Genomic DNA, 24,250 nt, shown 5'->3' on the forward strand with positions numbered 1-24,250 from the left:
TGACAGAGGGGGAGGCGTCTCCGCCGAGGAATGCTCCTCCCGAAACGTTTGTGAAGATGATATTAATATGCGGAGCAAATCAATTTTTCCGTAACGCTACGGGATGGTCATTGACCATCCGCTTGGTAGAAGCATAGATTTCCTATCTATGGCTTTCGATAACAGAAACGCCCGGCATTCTGCGGATGACCAATGGTCATCCCTACGGAAGCATACATTCCCTCAACGATCATTGCATTTTAAACAAACGCTCTGCTGCGGGAGCAGCACAGTGGCGCTTAGCCAATCGCAGATACAGGGGACCCCATAACTCCCCGAGTTATGGGGAGAGGAGGAGCCGCCACACGAGATCAAAGCGTACCAACCGGATACGCTTATCGAGTACGGCGTGTAACGACGATGGAGCGCTGTTGCATGGGAGTTGTAAACCAAATCAAAGATTTGGACAACTCCTCAAAGCCGCTCCCCTGCAAATAATACCGCGAACAGCATGAAAAAGTCCGCCCCCGAGCTTCGGGCGCGGATCATGCGCTTGATTTGTTGTCATATAAGTCAGTGGGGTATTCCGTTATGTTGTCCCCATGTTAATGTCGTGTAGATTAAAATGGTTAGGAGCAGAATAAAATATACCGCGATGATCACAGTGGCAATGATCGAGATGATCAATCCCGCTTTGCCGATACCGTTTCCCATGCGCATAGCTTTGCGGGATTTTGCGCCGAGTACAATGCCGATTATCCCTATCACAAGAGCAAATGGAAGTAACAGACACATTAAAAGCATAAATTCGAGTACGGTGCCGAAGATGTAATCGAATAATCCCGAAAAAGGTAAATAGAGTAAAATCTGACCGAAGGTGAGAAAGAACAGCAGGATGATTCCGATTATCAAGGAGGCGAGCCCTTTCTTGTCCGCACTTTTTCGAAATTCCGACGGAACAGGATTGTTGCGGGGATCGATCTCAACGTAGTTGGTTGGGTGATTGGGAATTTGACTGTTAGTATTCATCACATCACCTCCGATTTTGATAGTTACATTATATCACGACCTTTGCAGATAATCAATAGAGGTATACAAAAACGCCCCCGAAATCGGGAGCGTTTGCTTGATGATGATTCGGTTGAGATTGCCGTGGAGGCGGACGCACGTGTCGTTGCGGTGACAATGATCGATCAGGTGCGGACGGAGTCCGCCATCAACCGTTAACCGTTAACCGGCTCAGATCTCTACCGTATTGACTTTGTCGAATTCTTCTTCGATCTCGGCGGAGGGCTTCTTGGTGATCAGGGTCACGATGACCGCAACGACCAGTGCCAGCGCGAAACCGACGACCAGGCAATATACACCGGTCAGCTGTTTGAGAGTACGGATAGCATTGCCTTCAGCATCTACCATATTAAACAGCGGGATGTAATCCCAAATAACGGTGCTCGCAAAGCCGACGATCATACCCGCGACGGCGCCCGGAAGGTTAAAGCGCTTCCAGAACAGGGAAAGCAGGATGATCGGGCCAAACGCCGCGCCGAAGCCGCCCCACGCATATTCGACCAACTCCATAACAGAGGGGTTGGGCTTGAGAGCGATGAAAAACGCGATGATCGCGACTACCACAACAGCGATTCTGCCGACGAGCAAAGAGGTTTTTTCGCTTGCGTCTTTTTTGATAACGCCCTTGAACATATCTTCGCTTACAGCGGACGCGGTGACCAGCAGCTGGCTGTCAGCCGTAGACATGATCGCGGCAAGGATACCGCACAGGAAGATGCCGCCGATGAAGACGAGGAAGATGTTGCCGTCGAAGATCTGCAGGATCGATTTGATGAATACAAGTTCTTTCTTTCCGTTGGCAATGAGATCCTCATTAAGGAAGCCTCTGGCTACAACGCCGAGGAAGCAGGCTGCGCCAAGCGACAGAATGACCCATACGATGGCGATAACGCGGCTCTTCTTGACCTCTTTATCGCTTTTGATCGCCATGAAGCGAATCAGGATATGCGGCATACCGAAGTAGCCCAGTGCCCATCCGAGACCGGCAGGTCCGAGAATGATCTCTTTCACGGTCAGATTGCTGCCGGTATCATTCTTGAACAGGCTTAGGAATCCCGCAGGATCCGCGACGCCCTTCGCGGACAGAGCGCCTTGGAGATCGCCGCTGATAGAAATGTATGCGATGATCGGAACAGCGAGGATCGCGACCAGCATCAAAAGACCCTGGATAAAGTCAGTGTAGCATACCGCCTTGAAGCCGCCGAGCAGGGTATAGATGAGAATGACGACTGCTGCAACAGCCAGACCGACAACATAAGCGGTGTTATCGTCAGCGCCGGTACCGAATACATTCGCAAAGAGCTTAGCGCCCGATACAAATGCCGAGGCGGTGTAGACCGCGAAGAATACGATGATGATAATGGACGATACGATCTTGAGCACGCCCTTCTTATCGTGGAAGCGGTTCTCAAAGAAGCTGGGGATCGTCAGCGAGTTGTTCGCGACGATGGTGTACTTTCTCAGCCTTCTGGCGACTAAGAACCAGTTGAGGACGGTACCGATCAGCAGACCGATCGCGATCCATGCCGATCCTGTACCGGCAGCATAGATCGCGCCGGGCAGACCCATCAGCAGCCATCCGCTCATATCGGACGCCTGCGCTGAGAGCGCCGCAGTCCATGAGCCGAGTCCGCGACCGCCGAGGAAGTAGTCTTCGTTGTTGCTCTGCTTGCTGTTCAAGGCGCCGATGAGGATCATCATGCCCATGTATACAACAAACGCAACAAGAACGACAATAGTGTTGGTTGACATTCTTTTCCCTCCAATAATTAATGTAGGGGAGGGGCTTGCTCCTCCCGTGATCGGGATTCAGTTCTCCCGAAATGACAGCGGAATCATCCGCCTGGTTTCTGTTGTATGGAACAACACCAGTATATCTTAGCACATTAAATTGTGAAAATCAATATAGAATAAAGTATAGACTGATTTTGATACGAATTGCAATGATATATAGAAAAAGCCTGTTATACAGCTGATTTTTAACAAGACTATATAACAGACTGAATCGTTGACAAAAAACTTTTTAAATACGGATCGCGCTGAGCATCAGCGGCATCACGCTGCCCGCGTACTCCGTCAGCGAGTATTCGCCGCCGTGCAGACACCAGTCGTACAGCAGCGCCCTTTCGGTGATCGCGTACAGGCGCACGATCTCCGCCGAGGACTTTTGCCGCGTGATCTCGCCGCGCTCCTGACCTTGGATCGTCAGCTTTTTGAGCAGGCGGTAGTACAGGCGGGTGTGATCGAGCAGCTCCTTCTGCCCGCGCTTACTCAGCTGTTGCGCGTACAGGCGCGAGAGCAGTTCGATGTCGATGTTGTTCTCGATCATCATGCACAGCTCGCGTGTGAGGAACAGCATGTTGTCGACGGCGTTTTTGCCGTAATCGAGCTGTTGCTCCAGCTCGGCGTATTTCTCGTCAAAGAGATAGGCGAGGGAGCCGATCAGACTGTCCTTGCTCTCAAAGTAGTGGTAGAACGAGCCCTTGGAGGTGCCGGACAGGCGTATGATCTCGTCAACGGTGGTGTTGTCAAAGCCCTGATCGTAGAACAGCTGCCATGCCGCCGAGACGATCTTGCTTTTGGTTTGGTTGTTGGATTTCCTCATGTGTTTCACTCCGGTAACAGTATAGACTATATTCTATACTACGGTCTGCCGACTGTCAAGACGGCGGCATTGCACAGTACCCTTCAATTCGCTGAAAGGTTTACTGTAGGGAGGGGCTTGTTGCTCAGCCGCAGACGGCACCCCTCTGCCCTTCGGGCACCTCCCCAGCGGGGAGACCCCTCCCGAAAAATATCCGTAATATGTCGTTTAAATGCGGAGCAAATCAATTTCTTCGTAGGGTACGGCGCTTGGACACGCGTGTCCGACGTACCGAAACCTTTCCATGAAACGCTATCCAACGCGAAGCAAATCCATTTTGCCGTAGGGACGACTATCGGTCGTCCGCAGAATGACGGGCGTTTTCGTTATCGAAAACGTTAGATAGGAATACGACGTTTCTGCCATGCGGTACGTCGACAAGCGCCGTACCCTACAGAACGTACAGTTCCTTAACGAACGTTACATTTTAACCAACGCTCTGCCATGCGGATGGTCAATGACCATCCCTACGGAAACATCCATCTTCTCAACTGACGCGATCCATAAACCAACGCTCTGCGGCGGGAGCAGCAAGCCGCTCCCCTACAAATACGCTGAAACGTTCACTGTAGGGGAGGGGCTTGCTCCTCCCGAAACCTATCCGAAATATGTCGTATAAATGCGAAGCATATCTATTTTGCCGTGCCCCACGGAAAAACATCCCTCTGTTATTGGGGCGTACCGCCGCATCCACAAATTTCTCCTGTTATATTGTAATTAATCTTAAATTGTATTATAATAACGATATATATGCTTCTGAGGGAGTGACATTTTTGGAAGACAATCTGATATTTACCCGCCGGTTATGGGCGGAGATCAATATGAATTCGATCCGTGAGAATTATGAGGCGATCCGCAACGCGATCGGCGAGGGCGTCAAGCTCTGCTGTGTCGTCAAGGCGGACGGCTACGGTCACGGCGCTGTGGAGATCTGCAAGCTCTATCATGAGCTGGGGGTGGATTTTCTGGCGGTGTCCAATCTGGATGAGGCGCTGGAGCTGCGCAGAGCCGAGATCGAAGAGCCGATCCTCATCCTCGGCTATACGCCCGCGAACCGCTGTCGTGATCTGAGCCGTCAGAATATCTCACAGGCGGTGTACAGCCTCGACTACGCCAAGGAGCTGTCGCACTGGTGCGAGGAGTTCAGCGTGGAAGTCAAGACGCACATCAAGCTCGACACCGGTATGAGCCGTATCGGGTTTATGTGTCAGGAATTTCCGAGAGATAATAATTCTATAGAAGAAATAAAAGAAGCGTGCAGTCTGCCGCGTATCATCCCCGAAGGCGTGTTCACGCACTTCGCGGTCGCCGATGACGGTGATAACGGTGAAGCGTATACGAAGAAGCAGTATGAGAACTTCATCCACACGGTGGACGAGCTGGAAAAGCAGGGGATTCGATTTGCGATCCGTCACTGCTCCAATTCCGGCGCGATCATGGATTATCCGTCCATGCGCCTCGATATGGTCAGGGCGGGTATCGTGCTGTACGGTTACGCACCCTCGGAGAATATGCGCAATCAGTTGGATCTCAAGCCCGCCATGCGGCTTAAAACCCTGATCTCGCACGTCAAGACCGTCAAGGCGGGTACCACCGTCAGCTACGGCCGCACCTTCACCGCCGCGCATGATATGCGTATCGCCACCGTGCCGGTCGGATATGCCGACGGCTACATACGCGCGTATGCCGAAAAGGGCTATATGTTCGTATGGGACAAGACCAAGAAGTTCGGCAAAAACTGCCCGATCATCGGACGGATCTGCATGGATCAGACCATGCTGGACGTCACCGATTTTCCCGAGGCTCAGGTCGGCAATGTGGTCGTCGTGTTCGGTAACGGCAATGATGGTGAGCCGACCGCGGAGGATATCGCGAGCTGGGGCAATACCATCAGCTATGAGGTGTTGTGCGCCGTATCAAAGCGTGTCCCCAGATTGTACAGAACCAACTGGATCACAGGGAATGTGGTGTATAAAATCTAAAAAGGCTCCCTTTGGTAAAGGGAGCTGTCGCAAAGCGACTGAGGGATTGCAATATTGTCCGAGCAAAGCGAGAAACTATTTTAATTCGGTTGCCATGATAATTGGCGAGTAATACAATCCCTCCGAGTTTTGCTTTGCAAAACCCACCTCCCTTTACCAAAGGGAGGCTTTGAGGAGTCAATATGAAACTATTAGTAGTAGACGGAAACAGTATATTGAACCGCGCGTTCTACGGCATCAAGCCGCTGACCACCAAGGACGGTCAGTTCACGAACGCGATCTATGGCTTTTTGACCATGTTTGACCGCATGAGGTCGGACGTCAAGCCCGACGCGGTGGCGATCGCCTTTGACCTCAAGGCAAAGACCTTTCGCCACAAGGCGTATGATCTGTATAAGGCGAACCGCAAGGGTATGCCCGAGGAGCTGCACATGCAGATGGCGCCGCTCAAGGAGCTCTTGACCGATCTGGGCTATCAGCTCGTCACCTGCGAGGGCTATGAGGCGGATGATATCCTCGGCACGCTTTCCAAGGCGTGTGCCGACAGCGGCAACACCTGCGTCATCGCGACCGGTGACCGCGACAGTCTGCAGCTCGTGAACGACAGTGTTTCGGTGCGGTTATCGAAGAACCTCAACGGCACCATGCTCTATACGCCCGACGTCGTCAAAGAGGAATACGGTGTGGAGCCGAAGAAGCTGATTGAGATCAAGGCGATCCAGGGGGACAGCTCCGATAACATCCCCGGCGTTGCCGGCATCGGACCCAAGGGCGCGACCGAGCTGATCCAAAAGTACGGCGACATCGACTATATCTATGACCACCTTGACGAGCTGGACATCAAGCCCGGTATGAGGGCGAAGCTCGAGAAGAGCAAGGATAACTGCTTTATGAGCCGTATGCTCGGCGAGATCTGCCTGACCGCTCCGATCGATACGGAGCTTGACCGCTATCTGGTCGGCGAGGGTGATAAAGCCGCCGCCGCGCGATTGATGGCACGGCTCGAGCTGTTCTCGCTGATCAAGAAGTATGACCTGGAGCTGTCGGAGGACAAGGTTGTCGAGCAGGATGAACAGCGGACGTTTAAGGTCGTCGACGCCGACAGTGAAACGGTAGATAAAATTCTTTCAGAGAATAAAGAACTGTATGTTCAAATTTCTTTTGAAGAAAATAATGATAGTCATCCTGAGGGTGCAAACCTGCGGCAATCGCAACCGAAGACTGCTTATATTTCTACAGAAGAAATATTATATCGAGTTAATTCCACAGAAGAAATAAAAAAGGTTCTGAGCAGCGGCAAAAAGCTCTATACGGACAACAGCAAGCCGATCTTCGCCTACTGTGACCGTGAGGGGATCGAGGCGGATATCGCCTTTGATACCTCGCTTGCCGCCTATTTGCTCAGCCCCTCGTCGTCCAGCTATGAGTCCGAACGGCTCTGCGCCGAGTACAGCATTCCCGTCGCGACGGCTGAGAGCGGGGAAGAGGGCTTAGGCTTCATCCACGCGCTGCCCGCTTTGTGCAAGCGCCTTGCCGACGATATCCACGAGATCGCCAACGATCAACTGCTCTACGAGATCGAGATACCGCTCGCGCGGGTATTGGCGCGGATGGAGAATCTCGGCTTTATGGTCGACGTCGAGGCGATCCGCGGCTACGGAGAACAGCTCGGCAAAGAGGCGGACGAACTGCAGGCGTCCATCTATGAGGATGTGGGCTACGAGTTCAACATCAACTCGCCCAAGCAGCTCGCCAAGGCGCTGTTTGAGGATTTGAACCTGCCGCCGCGCAAAAAGACCAAGAGCGGTTATTCGACGAACGCCGAAGTGCTCGAAAGCCTGTTGCCCCTGCACCCGGTCATCTCAAAGATCCTGGAGTACCGCACGGTCGCCAAGCTCAAATCGACCTACTGCGACTCGCTGATCGACAAGGTCGCCGACGACGGACGGATCCATTCGTCCTTTAACCAGACCGAGACCCGGACGGGGCGTATCAGCTCCACCGAGCCGAATTTGCAGAATATCCCCGTGCGTACCGAGCGCGGACGCGAATTCCGCCGCTTCTTCAAGGCGAAGGACGGCTGTGTGCTGGTCGACGCGGATTACTCGCAGATCGAACTGCGCGTGCTCGCCCATATGGCGGGTGATGAAACCATGCGCAAGGCGTTCACCGACAATATCGATATCCACACCGTCACCGCGTCCGAGGTGTTCGGCGTGCCGATCGATCAGGTCACGCCGCTGATGCGTTCACGCGCGAAGGCGGTCAACTTCGGTATCGTCTACGGAATCGGCGCGTTCTCGCTGTCGAAGGATATCGGCGTTACCGTGCGAGAGGCGCAGAAATATATCGACAATTATCTGGCGCGATTCTCCGCGATCGACAGCTATATGAAGAAAACCATCGAGCAGGCTAAGGCGGACGGCTATGTGTCTACGCTCGAGGGCAGACGGCGTTATCTGCCGGAGCTTGCCGCGTCCAACTTCAATACCCGCTCCTTCGGCGAGCGTGTCGCGCGTAACGCGCCCATCCAAGGCACCGCCGCCGATATCATCAAGATCGCGATGGTCAGGGTGGACGAGAGGTTGAAGCGCGAGAGCTTAGAGGCACGCCTGATCTTGCAGGTGCACGATGAATTGATCGTCGAAGCGCCCGCGTTCGAGAGTATGCAGGTCGCGATGCTTTTGCAGGAAGAGATGGAGAACGCGGTTCATCTGAGCGTTCCCCTCACCGCCGAAGCATCCATGGGCGAGACATGGTATGAAGCAAAAGGCTGATGATTGGTGAATGGTGAACGGTGAACGGTGAATGGTGAATGGCGGGACAGCAGTGGCGCTAAGCCAATCGCAGATAAATCTGCTCTTGGAGCGCTGTTGCATGGGAGTTGTATACCAAATCATAGATTTGGACAACGCCTCAACCCGCACCCGATTATAATGAGTCCTCGCAATGACAGCGAAACTGAAAGGTGATCAATATGAAAAAAGTATTATTTGTTTGTACCGGCAACACTTGCCGCAGTCCGATGGCGGAAGTGATTTTTAATTCTATTGCGGAAGAAAAAGGCTTGGACTGGCGTGCCGAAAGCGCCGGATTCGCGGCGGTCGGCGATCGACCCGCCTCACAAAACGCCATCCAGGCGGTCGCCGAGATCGGACTTGATCTGTCGACGCACAAAACACGTTTTTTGCCCTCGGTCGATTTGAACGAGTACGCGCTCTTTGTCGGTCTGACGGAGGAGCACGCCGAGATATTGAAGTCGATGGGCATCCCCGCTCAGTTTGTTCGCGTGCTGTACCGCGCGCCGAATGTGGATGATAAATACGATCTGCGGATGGACATCGTCGATCCCTACGGCGGCGATCTGAACGCCTACCGCAAGTGTCGTGATGACATCGTCGGCGCGATCAAGGTACTGATCACCACCCTATGAGGATCACGGAAATGCTGCCTGCGCATTTGGAGCAGGTAAAGGCGCTTCTGGACCTCTGCTTCGGCGACAGCGCGTGGACGATGGAATCATTGCGCTCTCAGCTCGATAAAAGCGATTCACGCTGTACGGTAGCGGTAGAGTATGACAGGATCATCGGATTCCTCGCCTTTGAGCAGGTGCTGGATGAGGGCAGTATCGTTGAGGTCGCCGTACATCCCGATTGTCGCAGAAAAGGGATCGCGCGCAGTCTGATCACCGCCGCGATACAAAGTGCGGAGGGGTTGGATTCCATTTTCTTAGAGGTGCGCGAGAGCAATACTTCCGCCATCCGATTATATGAGAGCCTCGGCTTTGAGCGGATCGGCGTACGCAAGGGGTATTATCAAAAGCCAAAAGAAGACGCGGTGATCATGAATCTGTCAATTAGCGTATGTAATGCGCCGAATCCTTGATGAAACGGAGAGGTTGTCCCCTCATCCGAGATTTTCGACTCTCAGGAGCCGAAAAGCCCACCTTCCCCCCGAGGGGAAGGCTTTTCTGAATCCCGAAAGGTTGAATGGTTATGAAAATCTTAGCAATAGAAAGCAGCTGTGACGAGACCGCCGCGGCTGTTGTGGAGGACGGCAGAACCGTTCTCTCTAATATCGTCGCTTCTCAGGTGGAGGAGCACAAGTTATACGGCGGCGTTGTCCCCGAGATCGCGTCACGGCGGCACGCCGAGGCGATCGTCGGCGTAGTGGATGAAGCCGTCAAGGCGGCTGACTGCACGCTCGATGATATCGACGCGATCGCCGTCACCTATGCGCCCGGACTGATCGGCGCGCTGTTGGTGGGTGTGAATTTTGCGAAAGGTCTTTCACTGGCGACAGGCAAGCCGCTGATCCCGACTCACCACCTGCGCTCCCATATCGCGGCGAATTATATTTCACATAAAGAATTAAAACCACCGTTTTTGTGCTTGGTCGTCTCAGGCGGTCACAGCCATATCGTTGAGGTGCTCAGCTATACCGATATGCGCGTGATCGGCAGAACCCGTGATGACGCGGCAGGCGAGGCGTTTGACAAAGCGGCGCGCGCGATGGGGATCCCGTATCCCGGCGGCGTGGAGCTCGACAAGATCGCCGAAAACGGTGATGACGCCGCTTTCCCGATGCCGCATCCGCATGTGGACGGCGCGGAATATGATTTCTCATTCTCGGGACTCAAGACCGCGGTGATCAACCTGATCCATAACAAACAACAAAAAGGGGAGGAGATCCCCGTTGCCGATATCTGCGCTTCCTACCGCAAGGCAGTGGTCGGATGTCTGACGGACAACTTCCTCAAAGCCGCCGAGGACCTAGGCTATACGACCCTCGTCACGGCGGGCGGCGTGTCGGCGAACTCACTGCTCCGTCGCGAGCTTGAGCGCTTATGCAAGGGTAAATACACCCTCTATATGCCCGAAAAATCCCTTTGCGGCGATAACGGCGCGATGGTCGGCTCACAGAGCTACTATGAGTATCTGGACGGCAATATCGCCGAAAGCGACCTTAACGCCGTCGCGACCCTGCCGATCGATCAGAGGGGATTCTGATGCGATTCATAAAAGTAATATCCGCCTCGATCATCGTACTCCTTTTGTTGACGCTCGGCTCCTGCGCCCAAGCGCCAAAGGAAAAATCCGCGCCGGTGACGCGGTATACCGATCTGCCGCTTTCGGGCGGGGACGTCGCGATCGGCTTGCATGATGACGAGTACGGCTTTCATATCGTCAACCGCGTCGAATTCACCCACCCGCAGGATTATCAACCAAAGCACGTCGCCCATTCGTATCAGACCTTGCAAACGGACGTACAAAAAACGATCTATGACAAGGTGCTTGACGGGTGCTACTGCTTTTCGGATGAGAAGGTCGAGGGCGATACTACCTACAAAATGCGCCCTGTTATTCTCGACGGTACGGATTGCTCTCCCAAAGAGGCAGAGGCGGCGATCATCGCGGCGTTCGACGATCATCCAGAGATCTTTTGGATGGATTACCTTTTTGATATCGATTATGATACCGCATCAAATACCACCGAGCTGGTTTTGCACTCGGAGTACACTGCCGATCAGGTCGTGAAGATGATGCATAAGATCGATGACGCGCTTGCGGCGTTCTATCGGGAAATGCCGAAGGAGCTGTCCGCGTATGAGCGCGAGGTTTATGTTTACAAGTATATTATCGATCATTGTGTGTATGATGAAAATATACTCGATGATACGGAATATGAAGATTCCCATCCGTCGCTGTTCAATCTGTACGGTGTGATGGTCGATCATGTCGCCGTATGTGAAGGCTACGCCTACAGCTTCGATTATCTATGCTCGGAGCTCGGTATCGACACCGTCTGTATCAGCGGTACCGCCATACTTGAAGAGGACGGCGCCGAGATGACCGATACCCTCCATCTGTGGAACGCGGTCGAGCTGGACGGCGAATGGTACATGGCGGATGTGACATGGGACGATCCGGATGATGAAGAAGAGATCAGGGGCGCTTATGTCTATCTGAATATTACCGATCAGGTGATGGCGCTGGATCATACGACGGATAAAACCTATGCGCAGATCACCGATGATGAATACGGTCTGCTGGAGTGCTATATCAATAATTATCTGCCGCCTGCCTGTACCGCGACCGATTACTGCTACTATCTGCGCGAAGGGATCAGGATGTCCTCTCCCGACGTCGATGCGCTGTGCGACGGCATCGTGCGGGCGGCTGAAAAGAGATCCGCGGCGCTGATGATCAACGCGGGATCCGATACCACGGCTCAGGCGCTGTGTGATTCGCTCTTTGACGGCGATCAGCCGTATTATCAGGCAATGGATCAGGCGAATACCGTTCTGGCTGATGCTCCCTTGGATACGGACGCCGACGCGGTGTATTACAGCTATGATGACCGCGGGCTGATCGTGTTTGAAATGCCGTACCGATAAGCTGTACCGCGTCGCCGTGCAGCAATGAAATGTAGGAATGATAATGAAAAAACAATGGATGATTTTGCTTTTGATCCTATTGACGGGATGTCTGTGCTCGTGCAGTCTTTCGGACATTCTGCCGACGGTTCAATTTCCTCAAAGGACAACTGAGACAGTGACGCCGTATAAGGAGGTCAAGCCCGATAACCTGACCTACAGCGAGGGCTATGAGCCGGTCACCTCGACCTATTCCTATGACGCGCTTTTGAGTGAAGGAGAAAAACAGCTTTATAACAAGATCGTTGCAAACTGTTACGATATCTCGCCGGATCCGACGGAAGACCGGTATCCCATCCCCAGGATCGAGCTGAACGGTTACTCCTTGAGTGAGGCGGAGGTGCGCACGACGTCAAAGGCTCTGACCGACGACCATCCCGAGATCTTTTGGTTGACCGGTACTATGGGCTATTACAGTGATGAGAGTATGACGGCGATCCAGATCTATTCCGCTTTTTCACCCGAAGAGGTCAGTAAACGCCTGAACGCGATCCATTCGGTCGCCAACGCATTCTACACGACCGTACCCGACGGCCTGTCCGCCTTTGAGCGCGAGGTGATGGTGCATGACTTTTTGATCGACCACGTTGAGTATGATAAGGACGTAGACACCATCAACCTGGATAACAACAATCCCGATACTTATACCGCCTATGGCGCGCTGGTCAATAAGGTGTCGGTGTGTGAGGGCTATGTCAGAGCGTTTCAGATGCTTCTCAACGGTCTGGGCGTCGAATGTGTCGGCGTGATCGGTGAGAGCCATGATCAGATGCACATCTGGAACGCGGTGAAGCTGGACGAATCATGGTATTATGTCGACCCGACATGGGATGATCAGGAACAGACCTACGCGCGTCATTTGTACTGTAATGTCAACGAGGACTATCTGTTGGAGGATCACACGATCTCTCCGCTGTTTACTTCCCTTGAGGATGAGGAGATCAACGGCAATACGGGTGAATACTCCGCCAGCGTGATGAATATCTATATCCCCGAATGTACTGACGACATCATGGGCTACTACAAGCAGAAAACCCCGCATTTAAGCGATTATGACGCCGCGGATGTGAAGAGCGGTATGCTCACCGCCGCTCAGCGGCAGGAGGAGTACTTCGTCTTTTATGTGGAAGATGATCTGGATTATCAGACCGTCATCACCGATCTGTTCGTGGATTATCCGCAGCATTTCTTCTCTTATATCAACGCGGTGAATAATTCGCTGAGTGATTACAGCGTCGACGAATCCAATATCGGTTACTTCACGCATGAGAGAAGCCGTATCGTTGCCGTAGAGCTGCATTACTATTAATAGTAATGCGAAGTTTAGCACACTCGTGTGATAAGCTGTGGCAATCTCAACCGCATCAATAGTCATTATGAGGGATCTATCCCGTGATAATCTCAACCTTAACAGGAGGAACTATGATCGCATTATCCGTAGATCTCGGTCACGCGAGGACGGGGCTTGCCGTATCGGACAAGAGCGGCTTTTTGGCGTCGTCACTGTGCGTGATCACCGAGCATAACGATGAAAAACTGATACAAAAGATCGCCGAAAAGGTGAAGGAAACCAAGGCTCAGATCATAGTCGTCGGCTTACCGCGCAATATGGACGGCAGTGAGGGAGAGAGCGCTCTGCGCGCCAGAGAGCTTGCCGCGAGGTTGAGTGAGCTCACCGGCGTACCGCATCATATGCAGGATGAACGCGGCACCACCATCACCGCGCACAGCTACCTCAGCGCGGGCAATGTATACGGCAAAAAACGCAAGCAGAAGGTGGACGCCGTAGCGGCATCCATCATCTTGCAGGATTACTTAGACAGTCAAAAGTAAGATACAGAAAGGATAACAGAAATGGAAATGCAGGAACTGATCGCCGAGATCAACGCGCTCGCGAAGAAGAAAAAGGAAGAAGGATTGACCGACGCGGAGCAAAAGCGCCAAAAGGAGCTGTACGCGATCTATCTCAAGGGCTTTCGCGCACAGTTCAAACAGCGCCTCGATAACGTGGACGTTACCTATCCCGACGGCACCGTCAAGAGCCTGAAGGACGCGATGAAGAAGCAATGAGGAATTAGGAATTAGGAATGAGGAATTGCGGGAAACGCTGACGCGTTTTGGTTTAGATAATGACAGCAATGAAAAATGTATCAAAGCCTTCCTTTGGGAAAGGAAGGTGTCAGCGCAAGCTGACGGATGAATTGTATTGATTGACCGACCGTAGGGAGATACTTTATATAATTGAGATACTCGCTTCGCTCAAACAATTTAGTACAATCCCTCAGTTTTTTTATCAGTTTGAGCCCTCCTAGCGGAGGCAGCAGACCCTTTTGTCCGCATTGCGGACATTTCCCCTAGCAGGGGAATCTCCTTTCCCAAAGGGAGCCTTGGAAAACAACTACTCATTATTTGCTTTTTTGACAAAATGTAACGCTCGCGGCATGATAGCTGCGAGCGTTTGTTGTATTCGTTACGATAGATTATTCCTCAGTTATTTGATACTTCACATTTCGATTTGTCGCCTCCGTGAGGGAGAGGAAGATGAAAAGGAACGGCGTGACGATCGGGTTGTACAGGTTGACAACAGACTGCGCGAGGTAGCAGATCACCGGACAGACAAAGATCAGAACGGTCGGATTCTTTTTTGCGGTTTTGATCGCGCGGACGATTACCGAGCCCATCACGCCGAGATATGCCGTCAGTCCGAGCACGCCTTGCGTGAGCAGATAATTGATGAATTCGTTGTGAGCACAGTCGGTGGAGCTGTCGCCGAAGCGTGAGGAGAGCTCGCCGAAATGCGGCTTTAAGACATAATAGGCGGTGTCGGGACCGGTGCCGAAGAGGATCTGCAGCGGCCTGAATTTGGTGAATTCTTCAAAGCTGACGCGCCACATAAAGCCGCGGTGCGTGCCCCAGTAATCGTCGAACCGAAGCAGCTTTTTGAAGCTGCCGATATCGGTCTCACGGTCGATGAAGCTGAACCAGATGAACGCGCCCAATGCCGCAATCATTCCGATAACGAATAATACGGTGAACGTGATCGTCACAGCCTTCGTGGGGTAACGCGCCTCGAGCTTCTTCTCAAAGAACATCAGCAAAAGATACAGCAGACAGCATAGCGCGATCGGCAGGAACATCAGCTTGTCATAGATCAAAAAGTGCTGCATGAACTCAAAGCCTTTGTTGTGATCGCCGATGATCAGCGCGAAGATCCACAGTACCTTGCCGGACGCGAACAGGATCGTCAGCGCCAGCAGATAGCGCTTGAGATAATTGAAGCTGCGCGCAGAAAAGATCGCCATCACCGGCAGGATCACAAGCAGTCCGAGAATGTCGGAGGTCGAGTCCGCGCACAGCAGTCCGGTGTAGGCGAACAGGATCGATATACCGGCAATGATGCGGACGAGCTTTTTCTCTGAGATCACAAAGAACATCACGGCGGCGGGCAGGAAGATGCACATGAATGCCGCGATGATATTTTTGTTGCCGAGGGTGGAGCCGAAGTCGGCGATTGTCGCCTCGTCATAGCCCTCGAGCATATGGAGCGGATCGATGTAGAAGAAGTTGAGCACTGTCAGCAGGGCGATGATCGAGGACGTCACCAGATAGATGATAAAGACATAATCCTTCTTGACATAGTTGCGGGTGATGATGAAGTACATCATCGTGTACAGGAACAAGAGCAGTAAACCGTTGTTGCGGCTGTGGATCGCTCCGCTGACAAAGGGGTTCGGACCGAGCAGCGCCTCATTCGGGTGTTCTGTCATCAAGGTGGAGATGACCGCGAATCCGAGAAAGCACAGCATACAGATATCGGTCACCGAAAACGGTGTGAGCAACGCCGCCTTGTGATCGGCGCGGATCTCATCGACGTAGCTGAAATACATGCACAGTCCGGTCGAGATGATGAAAATAGCGGTTGCGATCACGTAGAAGAAGTATTTATCCAGCCTCGCGTGCGCGTATTGTTCTGTTAAAAACAGCGGAAAGAAGCTGAACATGAGCGCCAGATAATAGTTGACCAGCGAATGCTTGACGGCGTATTTCGGCAGAGCTTTCTGCGCGGGGGTTTGCGCGTTATATTGCGTTTGTTTCATATGTGATATCCTTTGAGGCGATCCCGCCTATTCAATTGCGGATCGCAGAGTTATAAGAATAATTCCTACCCTAATCGTAACGCAAAAGGGTAGGAATGTCAACAATCATTTGGTTTTACGGCGAATCAGGCGTACCGCGTTCAAAACGCAGATCAGGCAAACGCCGGTGTCGGAGAATACCGCCAGCCACAGCGGCGCGATATTCATGATCGCGAGGATGATGATCACAGCCTTGACGATCAGCGAGAAGGTGATGTTTGCCTTGACGGTGGAGATCGTCCTGCGGGCGAGCCGTACAGCGCGGGGGAGAGAAGAGAGGTTCTCGGAGCTGAGCACCATATCGGCGGATTCGATCGCCGCGTCGGAGCCGAGTCCCATCGCAATGCCGCAGGTGGCGCGGCTGAGTACCGGAGCGTCGTTGATGCCGTCGCCGACAAAGGCGCAGGAGCCGCAGTCGTCAATCAGCCTCTCAACGGTCTTGACCTTGTCCTCGGGCAGGAGCTCACCGTGTACCTCATCAAGCGCCAAGCCCTGCGCGACGTTCCGGCAGGATTCCTGCTTGTCGCCGGAGAGCATGACGTTCTTTTCGACGCCGAGTTCCTTTAAGGCTTGCAGCGCGTCGGGCGCTTCACTGCGGATATGCTCGCTGAGGGTGATCACGCCGATCTCGTTATCATTGAGCTGTACCGAGATACCGGGCTTTCCCTCACGCTTGCAGACGGTGATCGTATCACTGCCGCGACGGGCGGTCACGCCGTGGGAGCTGATCTCCCGATGCTCTTTTAATTCTTCTACAGAAATATTGTTGTCTTTACAGTATGTGCGCAGGGCATTCGCCACCGGGTGAGCGGAACGGGCTTCTGCCGCCGCCGCCAATGCGGCGATCTCGTTTGCGCTGTATGAGTCTGTTGCTTTTATTTCTTTAACAGAAATTTGATTATCGGTGATCGTGCCGGTCTTATCAAAGGCGAACGCTTTGGCGACGGCGATCGCTTCGACGAATCTGCCGCCCTTGATCAGCACGCCCTCCTTGCTCGCCGCGCCGATTCCGGCGTAGTAGGAGAGAGGTACGGAGATGACGATCGAGCACGGACAGGACGCGACAAGACAAACGAGCGCTTTGTGGATCCATTCCGTCCAGCTACCGGTGATCAGCGAGGGGATGATGGCGATGACGAGCGACAGTCCGATCATCACGGGGGTGTAGACCGCCGCAAAGCGGGTGATCAGCTTCTCATGGTTGCCCTTGCTCTTGGAGCTGTCCTCGACGAGCTTGACGATGCGTGTCGCCGCGCTGTCGGCATATGCCTTGGTGGTTTTGAGATACACGGTGTTGTCGTTGTTCATCATGCCGCTGAGCAGCTCGACGCCTACGGTCGCGTCGACGGGCTCCGATTCACCTGTCAGGGAAGAGGCGTCAACGGTGGTGCTGCCCCCGGTGATGATACCGTCCAGCGGTACACGTGTGTGCGGCGGGATCTCGAGGATGGTGCCGATCGCTACATTCTCGGCGCTGACCTGACGGCTTTTGCCGTTCTCATAGATATAGGCGACGTCTGGTCGGATATCCGCCAGCTTGCGGATATCGCGGCGGGATTTTTCGACCGCCTTATCCTCGAGCAGCTCACCGATGCCGAACAGCACCATGACTGCCGCGCCCTCGACAAATTCACCCAGCACCATCGCCGCGATGACCGCGACGGTCATGAGGGTGGTTTCATCAAGACGGCGCTTGAAGATGGATTTGACGCCTTTGATGACGACGTCATAGCCCGCGAGTACGGCGGAAATGATGCTGATGATGTTGCAGATCAGATCATGCTTGCCGAGGATATGCAGGATGAACGCCGCGATGAACAGCACTGCCGCAATGATCAGCAGGATCACTTTGACCTTGCCGCTTTTGTCGTAGGATTCATCATCGTTTTGCTTTTTGTCGGTTTGCTTCTGCTCATGATGATGGTCATGGTCGTGATCGTGATCACAGCATCCGTCGTGACAGTCATGACGGTCGTGACAGTCGTGACTGTTTTTTTCTTGATACTCTGTATGAGTGTTCTCCGCTTTCGGTACGACCGTCACACCGTCCTCGATCGCGTCGACGATCTGTTGCACCTCGTCGCGGATATCTTTTTCATCGGTGTGGATCTCCAGCTCCAAGGTGGCAAAGGAGAATCGCACATCACCGTATCGCTTTTCGAGCTTTGCTTCGATTTTCGCCGCACAGTTCGCACAGTGCAGCCCTTCCAGTACAAATTCGTGTTTCATGTTCAGTCACCTTATGTAGGGGAGGGTCTTGACCCTCCCGTATAATCGAGAGTGGACAGAGTCCACCGTTTTCAAGCCTTCCCCTTGAGGGGAAGGTGGGCAATTTGCCAATCAGGCAAATTGGTCGGATGAGGTGTAAACCTTTCCGATTAGTTTATTAACGGGATGAGAATCATATGTTTCCACCTCATCCGCTTCGCGTGGCTCAGCACCTTCCCCTCAAGGGGAAGGCTTTTATCATTCCAATATATGCTCAAGACCCATCTCAAAGATCTTTTGGATGTGCTCATCCTCGAGGGAATAGTAGCTTTGCTTTCCCTCGCGCCGCACCTTGACCAGATTTTCCTGTCGCAGGACGCGGAGCTGGTGCGAAACGGTGCTTTGTTCCATGCCGACGATGTCCGCGATACAGCATACGCTCAGCTCTTTTTCAAACAAAGCGCACATGATGCGGATGCGGGTGGAGTCGCCGAACACCTTGAAAAAGTCCGCCAACTCAAACAGCGTATCGGCGTCGGGCATATTCTCTTTGATTTCTCTGACGATATCCTGATGATCTTCGTGTGCCATAGGAGCCTCCGTTATTTTTGGGTTATGAAGGGTTAAGGCAACCCTCCGGCGCTTGACACGCGTGTCAGCGCCACCTCCCTTAGGAAAGGGAGGCTTAATTGATCGATTACTTCATTGCAAAGCTTGAACATATGAACAACTATTCATATGTTATCTTTATCATACTCCACAAAACAGAATATGTCAATAGATTTGTTGAATTATTTTGACTTTTCGGTTATAATGGAACTACTTTAGATTTGGAAGTGGTTGGAATGTATGTGATTTTTGATATGGACGGCGTCATTTTTGACTCCGAGCGCGTGTATGTCGAAGCGTATAAGAAACTCGCGCCCAAGTACGGTCTGACCGATGTGGACGCGGTGCACAAGGCGTGCATGGACAGCATCGGTGTGACCCGCGTCAAAACGAGAGAGATATTCTTTGAATATGTGGGGCATGAGTTCGATTATTACGCCTATCGCGAGGATGTGCAGAAGGAGCTGAACAAGTCCGATTATGAGCTCAAGCCCGGTGTGTTTGAGCTGTTCGATTGGTTGAAGGAGAACGGGATCCGTACCGCGCTCGCGTCCTCGACGCGCGAGGTGAGCGTGCGCAAATCCTTGGGCAAGGTCGATCTGATCCCGTATTTCGATACGCTGGTCTGCGGCGATATGGTCAGCCACAGTAAGCCCCATCCCGAGATTTTCCTCACTGCCGCCGAACGGCTGGGGGCTGACGCGAGGGATTGCTATGTGATCGAGGACAGCTATAACGGCATCCGTGCCGCCCATGCCGCGGGGATGCACCCGATCATGGTGCCGGATATTTTGCAGCCGGATGACGAGATCAGGGGACTGGCGGAGGTCGTATTGCCGTCGCTGTTTGAGGTGAAGGAGTATTTAGACACGCGTGTCTAATGCTCGCAGCGTTACGGAAGGATTGATTTACTTTATTTTTGGTGGCTTCGATCGGAATTGTTGCGGGAGGGTCAAGACCCTCCCCTACAAAAAACGGTTCTTTTGCTCCGTGTGATAATGCGATTGAAAACAGATATTCCCTGATCATAAATGTTTGCACTTTATAATATACAAAAGAACGCCGCTTCGGTTTGATTCCGAAGCGGCGTTTTTAGAGGTTTGAAATAGTTACTTGATTGTTTCAGTCAACATTTACGTTTGACACGCCGTTGATGACAGCATAGTCAGATAATGCGTTTTAATAGGCGGAATAAAAAGCCGCGGCTTAGAGCCAGTTCATGGTGTCTTCGTATACGTTGATGTAGTCCTGAGCGGAGCGTTCCCAGCTGTTGTCGCTCATCATCGCGCGCCACATCAGCTGATGCCAGCCTTCGTTATCATAGATACCGGACAGTGCGCGCTTGACCGCGTTGCACATATCGGCGATATCATAGTTGCGGAAGGTGAAACCGTTGCCGTAGTTATCGGCGCTGTCGAATACGCTGTCCTTCAAGCCGCCGACCTCGCGGACGACCGGAATGGTACCGTAGCGCAGTGCGATCATCTGAGACAGACCACAGGGCTCCTGCTTACTGGGCATCAGGAAGATGTCCGCGCCGGAGTAGATCTTGCGCGCCAGCTCGGGAACAAATCCGTGGCAGGTAACGACTCTGCCGGGATAGAACCACTGCATATCACGGAAGAAGTTCTCGTACTCTTCATCACCGGAGCCGAGGATGACGAACTGCATCTTATTGTTGTTCAAGAGATCCGGCAGACCGCCGCGAACGAGGTCAAGACCCTTGTGGGCGACCATACGGGTGACCATGGCGACCATCGGGATATCCCAAGCCTGCTCGAGACCCAGACGTTCCTGCAATCTGCGCTTACACTCGCCCTTACCGCTCATGTCTTCCTTGGTGTAGTTGCAGTAGAGCTGATAGTCGGTCGCGGGATCATAGCTGGCGTTATCGATACCGTTGAGGATACCGCAGAGCTTGTAGTGATTCGCGTTCAGCGCGTGATGCAGACCGTAGCTGTACCAAGGATCCTTGATCTCCAGCGCGTAGGTGGGGGAGACGGTGTTGACGCGGGTGGAGCAGAAGATCGCGCCCTTCATCATGTTCAGCTTGCCGTCCATCTCCAGGATCTTGGTCTCTGTGGGCGGGATACCGACGCACTCGGTGTTGACCTCCCAGCCGTACTTACCCTGATACTGGATGTTGTGGATGGTAAAGAGGGACTTGATGTTGTAATACCACGGATTCTTACTGTAGAAGAGATAGTAGTAGACGGGTACCAGCGCTGTCTGCCAGTCGTTGGTGTGGATGAGATCGGGATGGAAGTCGATGTAGGGGAGCATCTCGAGGATGGCGCGGGAGAAGAACGCGTATCTTTCGGCGTCATCATAGAAGCCATACAGCTTATCTCTCTTGAAGTAGTATTCGTTGTCGATGAAGTAGTAGGTGCAGTCGTTCCAGCGTGCCCAGAACAGACCGCAGTACTGATGTCTCCAAGCGACCGGAACGGTAAAGTTGGTGATGAAGTTCATCTGGCACTTGAGCTCATAGGGGATGGTACCGTACAGCGGCATAACGATACGGCAGTCATGACCCTTGCGGCACACGGTATGGGGCAGAGAACCTGCTACGTCGGCGAGACCGCCGCTGCCCGCAAACGGATTCGCTTCGCTCGCGCAATAAAGGATTTTCATATAGTTACCTCCTGTAAGTTAAGAAAAATAAGTGTTCCATAGCCATCTCCTTGAGGGGAAGGTGGGTTTTTCAACTCATCATGAGTTGAAAAGGTCGGATGAGGCGGAACCCTGAATTTATATCTTTTTACGGAATAAGACGGAAAACGCTTCCACCTCATCCGCTTCACTTTGTTCAGCACCTTCCCCTCAAGGGGAAGGCTTATATTTTATACGATGGAACGCTTTGCGATATACATCGGATAGTTACGGGTACCCTGCAGCTTGGAGCCGCGGCTGACGTTGACGTCCTTGTCGATGACAAGGTTGATCAGCTGCGCTTTGTCGCCGATGATGCAGTCCTGCATGATGATACAGTTCTTGATGACCGCGTCGTGACCGATGTAAACGCCCTTCGAGATGATGGAGTTCTCGACGATACCGTTGATGACACAGCCCTGCGCGATCAGAGAATCCTTCACATTGCAGTTCAGACCGTAGCGTGAGGGAGCGTCGTCACGCACCTTGGTGTAGATGGGGTGCTTGTAATCAAAGAGCTTATAGCGGGTATCGCGATCCATGATCTTCATGTTCGCGTCATAGTATTCCTTGACGGAGCCGATGATCTCACAGTAGCCCTTGAGCTCATACGCGTAAACTCTGTGACGATCGAGAGAATTCTGCAGGACATCGCGCACAAAGCTGTATTTGGATTCGCTCATCGCCTGACGGATCAACGCCATGAGAACGGTTTTCTTCATCAGTATGATACCGATATCGAGGTTGCATACGCAGTCATCGACGGGAGACGCCATGATCTTTGTGACCTTGCCGTCAGCATCCACATCGAGGATGCAGCGGAAATCGTCGGTGATCTCCTTGACGACACGCTTGGTATAGATAAAGGTGATATCGGAACGGTTCTTCTCGGCAAATTCCAGAACCTTGCCGTAATCCATGTTATGTACGCAGTCGGAGGGGGAGATCAGGATGTAATCCTCATCGCCGTGCTCGATATAGCCGTGCAGGTTGAAGAGGGTTTCAACCAAGGTCGCGAAGCTGTGCTCGCCGTAAGGCGGCAGGATGCTCAGACCGCTTCTGCGGCGGGCGAGATCCCACGCGGAGCCGGAGCCGACATGATCCATCAGGGACATAAAGTTGGATTTTGCGACGATACCGATATTGTTGATACCGGAGTTGCTCATATTGGAGAGCGGGAAGTCGATCAGACGATACTTTCCGCCGAAAGGAACGGAGCCGGTGGTACGGTAAGCGGTCAGCTCGGGCAAGTTCTTTTCATTTGAATTCGCAAAAATCAGACCTAAAATTCTGTTGCTTGCCATGCTTACACCTCCATATCTTGATCGATCATTGCTTTGCAGGGAACCGTTACGCCCTCGCCGATCTTAAGACCGTTTCCGACGACGGTGATGCCCCAGTCGTCGCGGTTCTCCATCTCAGTGGGAGCGGCGCCGACCTTGGCGTTCTTCCCGATAGTGGTATTCTCGGCAATGATGGAGAATTCCACATGAGCGCCGTCCTCGATAACGACGCCGGGGAAGAGGATCGAGGAGTTGATCACCGCGTCCTTGCCGATGATAACGCCGGGGAAGATGATGGAGAATTCCAGCTTGCCGTCGATGTTGCAGCCGTCGGATACCATGGAGTTCTGGATCTCGCCGGTATCGCCGATGTGGTGCGGCGGCATCATCGGATTGCGGGAGTAGATGTTCTTTAAGTCGAGCTGTACCTTGGGATCGAGCAGATCCATGTTCGCTTCCCAAAGGCTGTCGATGGTACCGACGTCTTTCCAATAGCCTTCAAACGGATAGGCGATCATCTTTTCGCCGGAATCGAGCATCAGCGGCAGAACGTCCTTGCCGAAGTCGTTGTGTGAATCGGGATTCTGCGCGTCCTTGATCAGATAGCTTCTGACGGTCTTCCATGTGAATACATAGATGCCCATGGAGGCGTTGGTGCTCTTCGGATGCTCGGGTTTTTCTTCAAATTCATAGATCGTGTTGTCCTCGTTGGTATTGAGGATACCGAAACGGGACGCCTCATCCATCGGTACATCCATCGCGGCGATGGTGCAGGCGGCGTTGTTTTCCTTATGGTAATCTACCATAGCGGCGTAATCCATCTTATAGATGTGGTCGCCGGAGAGGACTACGATATAATCGGGGTCATAGCGGTCTACAAAACCGATGTTCTGATAGATCGCGTTAGCGGTACCGGAATACCAGTCGGAGCCTTCCTTGGACTCGTAGGGCTGCAGGCAGGTGACGCCGGAGTGGATGCCGTCCAGATCCCACGGCTGACCGTTACCGACATATTCGTTGAGTTCGAGCGGCTGATACTGGGTCAAAACGCCTACCGCCTCGATGCCGGAGTTGATACAGTTCGACAGGGGAAAGTCGATGATTCTGTATTTACCTCCGAAAGGAACAGCGGGCTTCGCGATCTTCTTGGTCAGAACGCCGAGGCGAGAGCCTTGACCGCCTGCAAGCAGCATAGCCACTACTTCTTTTTTAGGTATCATGTGTTTCCTCCAAATATTCAGTCAATACACCGT

At 52.8% G+C, this 24,250-nt stretch carries 20 protein-coding genes; 11 read left to right on the forward strand and 9 right to left on the reverse strand.

Translation table 11 applies throughout. The annotated features are described in order from the left end of the window. Positions 1-552: 552 nt before the first annotated feature. The 3 genes from JKK62_RS02105 to JKK62_RS02115 form a co-directional block, all read right to left on the reverse strand. On the reverse strand, positions 553-1,008 hold the full coding sequence (locus JKK62_RS02105) for a hypothetical protein (protein ID WP_201426753.1): 456 nt from the start codon (positions 1,006-1,008) through the stop codon (positions 553-555). A 210-nt stretch (positions 1,009-1,218) separates the two neighbouring features. Further along, complete coding sequence (gene putP, locus JKK62_RS02110) at positions 1,219-2,799, reverse strand: sodium/proline symporter PutP (RefSeq protein WP_201426754.1); 1,581 nt, start codon at positions 2,797-2,799, stop codon at positions 1,219-1,221. Between the two features lie 271 nt (positions 2,800-3,070). After that, positions 3,071-3,652, reverse strand: coding sequence for a TetR/AcrR family transcriptional regulator (locus JKK62_RS02115; protein WP_201426755.1), 582 nt, complete (start codon positions 3,650-3,652; stop codon positions 3,071-3,073). A gap of 403 nt (positions 3,653-4,055) precedes the next feature. Between JKK62_RS02115 and JKK62_RS02120 the strand changes: the two genes are divergently transcribed. The 10 genes from JKK62_RS02120 to JKK62_RS02165 all read left to right on the forward strand — a co-directional run bounded on the left by JKK62_RS02120 (position 4,056) and on the right by JKK62_RS02165 (position 14,179). Further along, the gene (locus tag JKK62_RS02120; protein ID WP_201426756.1) at positions 4,056-4,310 is read left to right on the forward strand and encodes a hypothetical protein; all 255 of its coding nucleotides are present in this window, start codon (positions 4,056-4,058) and stop codon (positions 4,308-4,310) included. Between the two features lie 154 nt (positions 4,311-4,464). After that, positions 4,465-5,673, forward strand: coding sequence for an alanine racemase (alr, locus tag JKK62_RS02125; RefSeq protein ID WP_243411725.1), 1,209 nt, complete (start codon positions 4,465-4,467; stop codon positions 5,671-5,673). Between the two features lie 182 nt (positions 5,674-5,855). Then, positions 5,856-8,450 carry a DNA polymerase I gene (polA, locus tag JKK62_RS02130; RefSeq protein ID WP_201426757.1) on the forward strand — a complete coding sequence of 865 codons (2,595 nt, stop codon included), beginning with the start codon at positions 5,856-5,858 and terminating at the stop codon, positions 8,448-8,450. Positions 8,451-8,650: 200 nt separating this feature from the next. After that, positions 8,651-9,106: an arsenate reductase/protein-tyrosine-phosphatase family protein gene (locus JKK62_RS02135; RefSeq protein ID WP_201426758.1), complete on the forward strand. Its 456-nt coding sequence runs from the start codon at positions 8,651-8,653 to the stop codon at positions 9,104-9,106. Beyond that, on the forward strand, positions 9,103-9,558 hold the full coding sequence (gene rimI / locus JKK62_RS02140; protein WP_201426759.1) for a ribosomal protein S18-alanine N-acetyltransferase: 456 nt from the start codon (positions 9,103-9,105) through the stop codon (positions 9,556-9,558). The genes JKK62_RS02135 and rimI overlap by 4 nt, the downstream gene beginning before the upstream one ends. 110 nt (positions 9,559-9,668) lie before the next feature. Next, positions 9,669-10,682, forward strand: coding sequence for a tRNA (adenosine(37)-N6)-threonylcarbamoyltransferase complex transferase subunit TsaD (tsaD, locus tag JKK62_RS02145; protein ID WP_201426760.1), 1,014 nt, complete (start codon positions 9,669-9,671; stop codon positions 10,680-10,682). Continuing rightward, the gene (locus JKK62_RS02150) at positions 10,682-12,070 is read left to right on the forward strand and encodes a transglutaminase domain-containing protein (RefSeq protein WP_201426761.1); all 1,389 of its coding nucleotides are present in this window, start codon (positions 10,682-10,684) and stop codon (positions 12,068-12,070) included. Before tsaD ends, JKK62_RS02150 begins: the two co-directional genes overlap by 1 nt. A 43-nt stretch (positions 12,071-12,113) precedes the next feature. Beyond that, positions 12,114-13,418 (forward strand): transglutaminase domain-containing protein, encoded by a 1,305-nt coding sequence (locus JKK62_RS02155; protein ID WP_201426762.1) that lies wholly within the window; start codon positions 12,114-12,116, stop codon positions 13,416-13,418. Positions 13,419-13,531: 113 nt separating this feature from the next. Next, positions 13,532-13,942: a Holliday junction resolvase RuvX gene (gene ruvX, locus JKK62_RS02160; RefSeq protein ID WP_201426763.1), complete on the forward strand. Its 411-nt coding sequence runs from the start codon at positions 13,532-13,534 to the stop codon at positions 13,940-13,942. A gap of 21 nt (positions 13,943-13,963) precedes the next feature. Next, positions 13,964-14,179 carry a DUF896 domain-containing protein gene (locus tag JKK62_RS02165; RefSeq protein WP_201426764.1) on the forward strand — a complete coding sequence of 72 codons (216 nt, stop codon included), beginning with the start codon at positions 13,964-13,966 and terminating at the stop codon, positions 14,177-14,179. 410 nt (positions 14,180-14,589) lie between these two features. On the opposite strand, the gene JKK62_RS02170 is transcribed toward JKK62_RS02165, so the two are convergent. The 3 genes from JKK62_RS02170 to JKK62_RS02180 form a co-directional block, all read right to left on the reverse strand. Continuing rightward, a complete protein-coding gene (locus tag JKK62_RS02170) occupies positions 14,590-16,206 on the reverse strand; it encodes an O-antigen ligase family protein (RefSeq protein WP_201426765.1) in 1,617 nt (538 codons plus the stop codon). 105 nt (positions 16,207-16,311) lie between these two features. Further along, positions 16,312-18,474: a heavy metal translocating P-type ATPase gene (locus JKK62_RS02175; protein WP_201426766.1), complete on the reverse strand. Its 2,163-nt coding sequence runs from the start codon at positions 18,472-18,474 to the stop codon at positions 16,312-16,314. A gap of 237 nt (positions 18,475-18,711) precedes the next feature. Next, positions 18,712-19,044, reverse strand: coding sequence for an ArsR/SmtB family transcription factor (locus JKK62_RS02180; protein WP_201426767.1), 333 nt, complete (start codon positions 19,042-19,044; stop codon positions 18,712-18,714). 254 nt (positions 19,045-19,298) lie between these two features. Here JKK62_RS02180 and JKK62_RS02185 point away from each other — a divergent pair, with 254 nt between their 5' ends. Further along, positions 19,299-19,943, forward strand: coding sequence for an HAD family hydrolase (locus JKK62_RS02185; RefSeq protein ID WP_201426768.1), 645 nt, complete (start codon positions 19,299-19,301; stop codon positions 19,941-19,943). Between the two features lie 325 nt (positions 19,944-20,268). Here the strand turns inward: JKK62_RS02185 and JKK62_RS02190 are convergent, their stop codons facing one another. From JKK62_RS02190 to JKK62_RS02200, 3 genes are all read right to left on the reverse strand, one after another. Next, positions 20,269-21,696, reverse strand: a complete 1,428-nt coding sequence (locus JKK62_RS02190; RefSeq protein ID WP_201426769.1) for a glycogen synthase — start codon at positions 21,694-21,696, stop codon at positions 20,269-20,271. A 209-nt stretch (positions 21,697-21,905) separates the two neighbouring features. Beyond that, entirely contained in the window at positions 21,906-23,018 is a 1,113-nt protein-coding gene (gene glgD, locus JKK62_RS02195) for a glucose-1-phosphate adenylyltransferase subunit GlgD (RefSeq protein WP_201426770.1), read from the reverse strand. Between the two features lie 2 nt (positions 23,019-23,020). After that, positions 23,021-24,217: a glucose-1-phosphate adenylyltransferase gene (locus JKK62_RS02200; RefSeq protein ID WP_201426771.1), complete on the reverse strand. Its 1,197-nt coding sequence runs from the start codon at positions 24,215-24,217 to the stop codon at positions 23,021-23,023. Positions 24,218-24,250 lie beyond the last annotated feature (33 nt).

The organism is Ruminococcus difficilis (genome assembly GCF_016680995.1).

Coding starts and splice junctions, on each gene's coding strand:
- JKK62_RS02105 (WP_201426753.1), bottom strand. CDS start 1,008: ATGAATACTAACAGTCAAATTCCCAATCACCCAACCAACTACGTTGAG.
- putP (WP_201426754.1), bottom strand. CDS start 2,799: ATGTCAACCAACACTATTGTCGTTCTTGTTGCGTTTGTTGTATACATG.
- JKK62_RS02115 (WP_201426755.1), bottom strand. CDS start 3,652: ATGAGGAAATCCAACAACCAAACCAAAAGCAAGATCGTCTCGGCGGCA.
- JKK62_RS02120 (WP_201426756.1), top strand. CDS start 4,056: ATGCGGTACGTCGACAAGCGCCGTACCCTACAGAACGTACAGTTCCTT.
- polA (WP_201426757.1), top strand. CDS start 5,856: ATGAAACTATTAGTAGTAGACGGAAACAGTATATTGAACCGCGCGTTC.
- JKK62_RS02135 (WP_201426758.1), top strand. CDS start 8,651: ATGAAAAAAGTATTATTTGTTTGTACCGGCAACACTTGCCGCAGTCCG.
- rimI (WP_201426759.1), top strand. CDS start 9,103: ATGAGGATCACGGAAATGCTGCCTGCGCATTTGGAGCAGGTAAAGGCG.
- tsaD (WP_201426760.1), top strand. CDS start 9,669: ATGAAAATCTTAGCAATAGAAAGCAGCTGTGACGAGACCGCCGCGGCT.
- JKK62_RS02150 (WP_201426761.1), top strand. CDS start 10,682: ATGCGATTCATAAAAGTAATATCCGCCTCGATCATCGTACTCCTTTTG.
- JKK62_RS02155 (WP_201426762.1), top strand. CDS start 12,114: ATGAAAAAACAATGGATGATTTTGCTTTTGATCCTATTGACGGGATGT.
- ruvX (WP_201426763.1), top strand. CDS start 13,532: ATGATCGCATTATCCGTAGATCTCGGTCACGCGAGGACGGGGCTTGCC.
- JKK62_RS02165 (WP_201426764.1), top strand. CDS start 13,964: ATGGAAATGCAGGAACTGATCGCCGAGATCAACGCGCTCGCGAAGAAG.
- JKK62_RS02170 (WP_201426765.1), bottom strand. CDS start 16,206: ATGAAACAAACGCAATATAACGCGCAAACCCCCGCGCAGAAAGCTCTG.
- JKK62_RS02175 (WP_201426766.1), bottom strand. CDS start 18,474: ATGAAACACGAATTTGTACTGGAAGGGCTGCACTGTGCGAACTGTGCG.
- JKK62_RS02180 (WP_201426767.1), bottom strand. CDS start 19,044: ATGGCACACGAAGATCATCAGGATATCGTCAGAGAAATCAAAGAGAAT.
- JKK62_RS02185 (WP_201426768.1), top strand. CDS start 19,299: ATGTATGTGATTTTTGATATGGACGGCGTCATTTTTGACTCCGAGCGC.
- JKK62_RS02190 (WP_201426769.1), bottom strand. CDS start 21,696: ATGAAAATCCTTTATTGCGCGAGCGAAGCGAATCCGTTTGCGGGCAGC.
- glgD (WP_201426770.1), bottom strand. CDS start 23,018: ATGGCAAGCAACAGAATTTTAGGTCTGATTTTTGCGAATTCAAATGAA.
- JKK62_RS02200 (WP_201426771.1), bottom strand. CDS start 24,217: ATGATACCTAAAAAAGAAGTAGTGGCTATGCTGCTTGCAGGCGGTCAA.